This is a genomic window from Candidatus Pelagibacter communis, from assembly GCF_001179945.1.
GTDB lineage: Bacteria > Pseudomonadota > Alphaproteobacteria > Pelagibacterales > Pelagibacteraceae > Pelagilacustribacter > Pelagilacustribacter ubique_A.
Genome location: NZ_CVSG01000064.1, coordinates 24,792 through 32,049, shown reverse-complemented (window position 1 = coordinate 32,049; position 7,258 = coordinate 24,792). Strand labels below are relative to the sequence as shown.

Annotated in this window: 7 protein-coding genes and 1 pseudogene; all 8 read left to right on the top strand. The window is 32.3% G+C overall.

Annotated elements, in window-relative coordinates:
* Positions 1 to 2,247 (top strand): annotated as a pseudogene (locus tag AMN78_RS01970) (DNA-directed RNA polymerase subunit beta'); the annotation flags it as partial.
* A gap of 149 nt (positions 2,248 to 2,396) precedes the next feature.
* Positions 2,397 to 2,768 (top strand): 30S ribosomal protein S12, encoded by a 372-nt coding sequence (rpsL, locus tag AMN78_RS01965; protein ID WP_075533926.1) that lies wholly within the window; start codon positions 2,397 to 2,399, stop codon positions 2,766 to 2,768.
* 5 nt (positions 2,769 to 2,773) lie between these two features.
* Positions 2,774 to 3,244, top strand: a complete 471-nt coding sequence (gene rpsG, locus AMN78_RS01960) for a 30S ribosomal protein S7 (protein ID WP_075533925.1) — start codon at positions 2,774 to 2,776, stop codon at positions 3,242 to 3,244.
* 6 nt (positions 3,245 to 3,250) lie between these two features.
* Entirely contained in the window at positions 3,251 to 5,323 is a 2,073-nt protein-coding gene (fusA, locus tag AMN78_RS01955; RefSeq protein ID WP_075533924.1) for an elongation factor G, read from the top strand.
* A 1-nt stretch (position 5,324) separates the two neighbouring features.
* Positions 5,325 to 5,633, top strand: a complete 309-nt coding sequence (gene rpsJ, locus AMN78_RS01950; protein ID WP_022734725.1) for a 30S ribosomal protein S10 — start codon at positions 5,325 to 5,327, stop codon at positions 5,631 to 5,633.
* Position 5,634: 1 nt separating this feature from the next.
* Positions 5,635 to 6,339: a 50S ribosomal protein L3 gene (gene rplC / locus AMN78_RS01945; RefSeq protein WP_075533923.1), complete on the top strand. Its 705-nt coding sequence runs from the start codon at positions 5,635 to 5,637 to the stop codon at positions 6,337 to 6,339.
* Positions 6,340 to 6,975: a 50S ribosomal protein L4 gene (gene rplD, locus AMN78_RS01940; RefSeq protein WP_075533922.1), complete on the top strand. Its 636-nt coding sequence runs from the start codon at positions 6,340 to 6,342 to the stop codon at positions 6,973 to 6,975.
* Positions 6,962 to 7,255, top strand: a complete 294-nt coding sequence (gene rplW / locus AMN78_RS01935; RefSeq protein WP_075533921.1) for a 50S ribosomal protein L23 — start codon at positions 6,962 to 6,964, stop codon at positions 7,253 to 7,255. The genes rplD and rplW overlap by 14 nt, the downstream gene beginning before the upstream one ends.
* Positions 7,256 to 7,258: the final 3 nt, after the last annotated feature.

Here is a 7,258-nt window from a genome sequence, read left to right as displayed (position 1 = left end):
ATTCCAAAAACAAAAGAAAATTTAATAAACAATACAAAAAAACAAATTGAGGAATACGAAAAGCAATATTCAGACGGATTAATCACTAGAGGTGAAAAATATAACAAAGTAGTAGATATTTGGTCAAAATGTACAGATACGGTAGCAAATGAGATGATGAAAGAAATTTCTTCAGCGGAAAAAGTATACGAAGATGATAGAATTGAGACAAATTCTGTTTATATGATGGCTGACTCAGGAGCTAGAGGTTCACAAGCTCAAATGAAACAATTAGCTGGCATGAGAGGATTAATCGCAAAACCATCTGGAGAAATTATTGAAACACCTATAATTTCAAATTTTAAAGAAGGACTATCTGTATTAGAATATTTTAATTCAACGCACGGAGCGAGAAAGGGTTTAGCAGATACTGCTTTAAAAACAGCAAATTCGGGTTACTTAACTAGAAGATTGTGTGATGTTGCACAAGATGTTCAAATAACTAAAAAAGAATGTGATCCAAAAAAAAGATCTTCTGTGAACATATCTGAGATTATTGAAGGGGGGAATATATTAGTCAGTCTTTCTGAAAGAGTTTTGGGAAGAGTAATAGCTGAAAATATTAAAAACCCTGTCACTGGTGAAATAATAATAAAAAAAGATAAGTTAATTGACGAATTTGATTGTGAAAAAATAGATGCAGCTGGAGTAAAATCAATTAATGTTTATTCAGTAATTACTTGTGCCTCTACAAGAGGAGTATGTCAGATCTGTTACGGAAGAGATCTAGCTAGAGGTAAACTGGTAAGTGTTGGTGAGGCGGTTGGAATGATAGCTGCACAATCAATTGGAGAACCAGGAACACAGTTAACTATGAGAACCTTCCATGTAGGTGGCACAGCTCAAATTAAAGAGGAGTCTCAAATCTTAGCTCAAACAAACGGTAAACTTAATATTATTAATAAGAATTTAATTGAAGACTCTAAAAAAAATACAATTGTAATGGGAAGAAATACTCAATTAAGTATTGAAGATGATAACGGAAGACAATTAGCAATATATAAAGTTAATTATGGTTCAAAATTATTTTTTAAAGATGGAGACAAAATTCAAAAGGGTAAAAAAATTGCTGAGTGGGATCCATATACATTGCCAGTAATCGCTGAAACTAGTGGTATTGTAAATTACATGGATTTAATGGAAGGAAGTTCTTTAACAGAAACACTTGATGATGCCACTGGTCTTTCATCAAAGTCAGTAACAGATTGGAAGTCTTCATCTAAAAATTCAGAACTCAAACCAAGAATTACATTAAGAAATGAAAAAGGGGAAATTATCAAAAAAGCTGATGGCAATGAGGCAAGATACTATTTAGTTCCTGATACAATTTTATCAGTGAAAGATGGACAAAAAATATCAGCAGGAGATGTTTTGGCAAGATTACCTAAAGAAACTTCTAAAACAAAAGATATTACAGGAGGCTTACCTCGTGTGGCTGAATTATTTGAAGCAAGGCGTCCAAAGGATAGTGCAATCATTGCTGAAAATGATGGTGTAATACAATTTGGTAAAGAGGTGAGAGGAAAACAAAAAATTTCTATAGTTTCTAATAATGGAGAAACTTCTAATTATCTAATTCCAAAAGGGAAACATGTAAATTTTAATCAAGGTGAAAAAATTAAAAAAGGTGAGTATCTCTTAGATGGAAGTCCTGCTCCTCATGATATTTTAAGGATATTAGGTGTAGAAAAACTTACAGAGTACTTTGTTACAGAAGTGCAAGAGGTATATAGGTTACAAGGTGTTGTGATTAATGACAAACATATAGAAACCATTGTTAGACAAATGTTAAAAAGAGTCGAAGTAAAAGAACCTGGAGACTCAGAATTACTTGCAGGTGAGGTAATAGATTTATTAGATATAAATTCTATTAATGAGAATTTGAAAAAAGAAAAGAAAAAACAAGCTACATTTGAAAGAGTTTTACTCGGTATTACAAAAGCTTCTTTACAAACAAATTCATTTATTTCTGCTGCTTCGTTTCAAGAAACAACAAGAGTTCTAACTGATGCCTCTATTAAGGGAAAAACAGACTCTTTAGAGGGATTAAAAGAAAATGTTATTGTAGGTAGACTGGTTCCAGCTGGAACAGGTTTAACTAAAATTGAATGGGACAAGCAGGCTAGAGAACTTGATAAGGCTAGAATTGATGAATTAAAAAAACAAGAGCTAGAATCCGCGACTGTAGCCCCAGAACAGACTGCGTAAAATTTTTAAGAATCCCATTAAATATTGACATTTGTAAATTCAATGCTAGTTTACGGCACATTTTGAATGTTAGAAGTAAGGTATTTTATAGCCTTAAACACTAACAAAATTACTCTGGGCTAGTCCTACTTTTACTTCAAAATATTATTATGCCAACAATTAATCAGTTGATTAAAAAAAGTCGGGTTAAACCATTAGCTAGAAACAAAGTTCCAGCTCTGGAAAAACAACCATTGAAAAGGGGAGTTTGTATAAAAGTTTACACCACAACTCCAAAAAAACCTAACTCTGCATTAAGAAAAGTTGCAAGAGTTCGATTATCAAATGGCTTTGAAGTTACAGCTTACATACCAGGCGAGGGCCATAATTTACAAGAACACTCTGTTGTGCTCCTTCGTGGGGGAAGAGTTAAAGATCTTCCTGGAGTAAGATATCATATTTTAAGAGGTAATTTAGATACTCAAGGCGTAGCTAACAGAAAACAAAGAAGATCTTTATACGGAGCAAAAAAACCAAAATAATAAATATGTCTAGAAAAAGAAAAGCACCTCAAAGGAAAATTTACCCTGATCCAAGATTCCATTCTGAGGTAGTCTCAAAATTTATAAATTCAATTATGTATGATGGCAAAAGATCAACTGCAGAAAAAATTCTTTATGATGCTTTAGATAAAATAAAATCAAAAAACAATGAAGACCCAATTAAAATTTTTAATTCAGCCATAAGCAACGTTAAACCTAATATAGAGTGCAGATCTCGTAGGGTCGGAGGTGCCACGTATCAAGTGCCTGTCGAAGTAAAAACTAAGAGAGGCCAAGCACTTGCACTTCGATGGATCATGGAAGCAACAAGAAAAAGAAAAAATAAAACTATGGCTGATAAACTTTACTCAGAAATTTTAGATGCTTCACAAAACAAAGGGTCAGCAATTAAAAAAAGAGAAGACACACATAAAATGGCGGAGTCGAATAAAGCTTTTGCTCATTTTAGATGGTAGAAATTTATGACTAAATATACTTTAGATAAATATAGAAACATTGGTATCATGGCTCATATAGATGCTGGAAAAACTACTACAACGGAGAGAATTCTTTACTACACCGGAAAAAGTCACAAAATAGGTGAAGTACACGATGGTGCAGCAACAATGGACTGGATGGAGCAAGAACAAGAAAGAGGAATTACTATCACTTCTGCAGCTACCACATGTTTTTGGAGGGATCATCGAATAAATATAATTGACACCCCAGGCCATGTTGATTTTACAATTGAAGTAGAGAGATCATTAAAAGTTTTAGATGGCGCAGTAGCAGTATTTGATGGTGTCGCTGGTGTTGAACCTCAATCAGAGACAGTTTGGAGGCAAGCAGATAAATACAAGGTTCCAAGAATATGTTTTGTAAATAAATTGGATAGGACTGGAGCAGACTTTTATAGATGTGTTGATATGATTAAAGAAAGGTTGGGCTGCAAACCATTACCCTTGCAACTTCCCATAGGATCTGAAGCAGATTTAAAAGGAATAGTTGATTTAGTTAAAATGAAAGGAGTAGTTTGGCAGAATGATGATCTTGGAGCAAAGTTTGATTATGTTGATATACCAGAGGATTTAAAAGAAAAAGTTAGCAAATATAGACAAAATTTAGTTGAAACGGCAGTAGAAGAAGACGAGAAATTAATGGAGGCTTATTTGGACGGTAAAGAACCTTCAGAAAAAGATTTGATTAAATGTATCAGAAAAGGGACTTTAAATTTTAATTTTGTTCCTATTTTAACTGGTTCTGCCTTTAAAAACAAAGGTGTGCAGCCTTTGTTAGATGCAGTAATTGACTATCTTCCAAGTCCAAGCGACTTAGTGTCTATTGATGGCACAAAAGTTGGATCAGAAGAAAAAGTGACAATGAAATTTGACGAAAAAGAAAAATTTTCAGCATTGGCTTTCAAAGTAGCTAATGATCCATTTGTAGGCTCACTTACTTTTATAAGAATTTACTCAGGAACTCTTAATGCTGGAACATCTATATTAAACTCTTCAAAGGATAAAAATGAAAGAATTGGAAGAATGCTTTTAATGCACGCAAACAGCCGAGAGGACATTAAAACAGCCTCAGCTGGTGATATTGTAGCTCTGGCAGGTCTTAAATATACCATAACTGGACATACGTTATGCGATCCTCAAGGCCCTATATTGCTTGAACCAATGGAATTCCCTGACCCAGTAATAGAAATTGCTGTAGAACCAAAGACAAAAGGAGACCAAGAAAAAATGGGTGAAGCTTTGGCTAGGTTAGCTAAAGAAGACCCGTCATTTAGAGTTTCTTCTGATGAAGAGTCTGGACAAACGATTATAAAAGGCATGGGTGAATTACATTTAGATATAATTGTTGATAGAATGAAAAGAGAATTTAAAGTTGAAGCAAATATTGGAGCCCCTCAAGTCGCGTATAGAGAAACAATATTAGGAGCAGCTGAAATGGAATATATTCATAAAAAGCAAAGTGGAGGTGCAGGACAATTTGCAAAAGTTAAATTAAGCGTAGAACCATTAGAGGCAGGAAAGGGTAGAGAAGTAGAAAATTTAATCAAAGGTGGCGCTATTCCCAAAGAATTTATTCCAGGAGTAGAAAAAGGTGTGCAGAGTGTGTCTGACAGTGGAATATTAGCAGGATTTCCGATCATTGATTATAAGGTAAAAATATTAGATGGTTTGCATCATGATGTAGACTCTAGTGTTTTAGCTTTTGAAATCGCTAGCAGGTTTTGTTTTAGAGAGGCATGTCAAAAAGCTACATTAAAACTTTTAGAACCTATGATGAAGGTAGAAGTTGTAACACCAGAAGAATTTATGGGTGATGTTATAGGTGATTTAAATAGCAGAAGAGGACAAGTGGGTTCAACAGAGCCGAGAGGTAATGCAACAGCTATTAATGCTGTTGTTCCACTTGCAAATATGTTTGGATATATAAATAATCTAAGATCATCCACACAAGGTAGAGCTCAATACACAATGCAATTTAGTCATTATGATAAAGTTCCACAAAATGTTCAGGATGAGGTAACTAAGAAACTAGCATAATATGGAAAATCAAAATATTAGAATTCACCTTAAAGCGTATGATAACAAGATACTTGATCTATCAACTGAGGAAATTGTTAATACGGCTAAAAGAACTGGAGCACAGGTTAAGGGGCCAATACCATTACCTACAAGAATAGAAAGATATACAGTTTTAAGGTCTCCACATATTGATAAAAAAAGCAGGGAGCAATTTGAGTCAAGAACCCATAAAAGATTAATAGATATAATTGAACCTACACCACAAACAGTCGAAGCTCTAATGAAATTAGATTTAGCTTCCGGTGTCGATATAGAAATAAAGATATAATATGAGTATTGGATTAATAGGAACAAAATTAGGTATGACAAGAGAATTTATGACTTCAGGTCAATCAGTTCCTGTCACTGTTATCAAGGTCGAAAAAGGTAGAGTATTAGATGTAATTTCTAAGGATAAAAGAGGTTATAATGCAATAAAAGTAGGTTTCTTTAAAATTAAAAATTCAAAATTAAAAAAACAAATGAAAGGTTATTTTACAAAAAAAAATACTGAACCAAAAAAAATTTTAAAAGAATTTAGAATTGAAAATATTGATCAATTTAAGGAAGGAAATGAACTTGGCTTAGAAATATTTAAAGACAAAAAATTTTTAGATGTTAGGTCAAAAACAATTGGAAAGGGATTTGCCGGAGTAATGAAGAGATGGAATTTTGGAGGTCTTCGTGCTTCCCATGGTGTATCAGTTTCTCACAGATCGCATGGTTCAACTGGTCAAAGACAAGATCCTGGAAAAGTTTTTAAAGGAAAAAAAATGGCTGGTCATATGGGTGATAAATCTAGAACAATGCTTAACCTTGAAATAATAAAGTCAGATATTGAAAATAATCTTTTATTCGTTAAAGGATCAATCCCTGGAGCAAAAAATTCTACAGTTTTTTTAAGAGAGTCTGTAAAAAATATTTCTAGAAAAACTATAAAAGAAAAACATGAAGCAAAAGTCAAAGCTACGGAAGCAAAGAAAGGTAAAAAATAAATGAAACTACCTTTATTAAATATTGATGGAACTAAAAGTAGCTTAATTGAAATTTCTGACAAATTAGTGAAGCTAAAAATAAATCATAAACTCATAAAGTTTGTGATAGACTGGCAATTAAACCACTTAAAACCTAGAACTGCTAAAACAAAACAAAGAAATCAGATCAGGGGCTCAACAAAAAAAATAGTAGCTCAAAAAGGAAGTGGTGGCGCACGTCATGCTAGTAAAAAAGCTCCTCTATTTGTTGGTGGTGGTATTGCACACGGTCCCAAAGGCTCAGTTTATAAAATAAAAAAAATTAATAAAAAAGTGCGTAAGCTAGCTTTAGCTCAAACTTTATCAAAGAAAAACATTGAAAAAAACTTATTTATTTTGGCAGACGTAAAAAAAGAGATTAAAAAAACAAAAGAATTTAATAAATTTTTATTAAATAATAAGTTTCGAAGCACATTAATCATATCTGATAAAGATTCTTTCAAAAACATAAACAAATCAGCTAGAAACATCAAAGATGTTAAATTAATTAACGATGAAGGAACAAATATATATGATCTTTTTAAGTATAAGAGCGTTCTTATTACTTCATCTTCAGCCAAAAAAATTCAAGAAAGAGTTTTAAATGAAAAAAATTAATTACATAGACTCAATTAGAAATCCAATTATTACTGAAAAAGCTACAATATTATCAGAGCAAAATAAAACAGTTTTCAAAGTACATGAGAAAGCTAACAAAAAAATTATTAAAAAAAATATAGAAAAATTATTTAAAGTAAATGTTGTAAAAGTAAATATAATTAACCAAAAAACTAAGATGAAATTAAAGCAAGGCAAAAAATCATATAAATCAGGTTACAAAAAAGCAATTATAACTTTAAAAAAAGGGCAAAGCATCGACTTGACAACTGGAATTTAATTT